Genomic DNA, 823 nt, shown 5'->3' with positions numbered 1-823 from the left:
GACGCACGCCAGCGCTTCACGACGGCGCTCGACGCGATCGCGCTGGCCGATCCGCGCGACGAGGCCGCGCTGCTGATCGCGGGCGAGCGGCTGTGCGAGCAGATCGACGACTATCGCGCCGCGCTGGAGGGCCTCGCCGAGCTGCAGCGGGCGCGACCGCAGCGCCGGCCCGCGCCGGTGCGCTTTCATCGCGACGTGCGCTCGGCGCTCGAGAACGGCGTGCGCTCGATGTGCGCGATCGTGATCACCGGCGTGATCTGGATCGCGACCGCGTGGAACCAGGGCGACATGATGCTGCTCGTCGTCGCGCCGTACTGCGCGCTGCTCGCGACGGCCGGCAACCCGGCCGCGGGCGCGAAGGCCTTCATCAAGGGCACGCTTGCCGCGGTGCCCGCCGCGTTCGTCTGCGCGTTCGGGATCCTGCCGCGCATCGACGGCTTTCCGCTGCTCGTCGTCACGCTCGCGCTGTTCTGGCTGCCCGGCATCTACGCGACCAGCGTGCCGAAGACGGCGCTCGCGGGCCTCGCGTATCTGGTCGCGTTCAACACGCTGAACGCGGCGACCAATCCGTTCCGTCCGGACCTCGGCCTGTTTCTCAACCAGTCGGTCGCCTGGGTGCTCGCGACGTTCATCACGCTGCTCACGTTCCAGCTGATCCTGCCGCGCAACCTTGCCGCCGACGCCGCGCGGCTGCGCCGCACGATCCGCGACGACGCGCTCGCGCTGCTCGCCGGCCGGCAGCCCGCCGCGCCGGGCTGGCTGCAACGCCAGCAGCACCGGATCGCGCAACTCGGCGCGCTGCTTGCGAGCCAGCCGGCCGCGA

The 823-nt window shown here is 72.5% G+C and carries 1 protein-coding gene; it reads left to right on the top strand.

Going from position 1 to position 823, the window contains the following annotated elements:
• Window positions 1–823 (top strand): FUSC family protein (locus G3N94_RS41730; protein ID WP_205799962.1); only part of this gene is annotated, 823 nt, incomplete at both ends.

This window comes from Burkholderia sp. Ac-20353 (assembly GCF_017104785.1).
GTDB lineage: Bacteria > Pseudomonadota > Gammaproteobacteria > Burkholderiales > Burkholderiaceae > Burkholderia.
The sequence above is the reverse complement of the archived record's forward strand: the minus strand, read 5'-3'. Positions and strand labels throughout refer to the sequence as shown.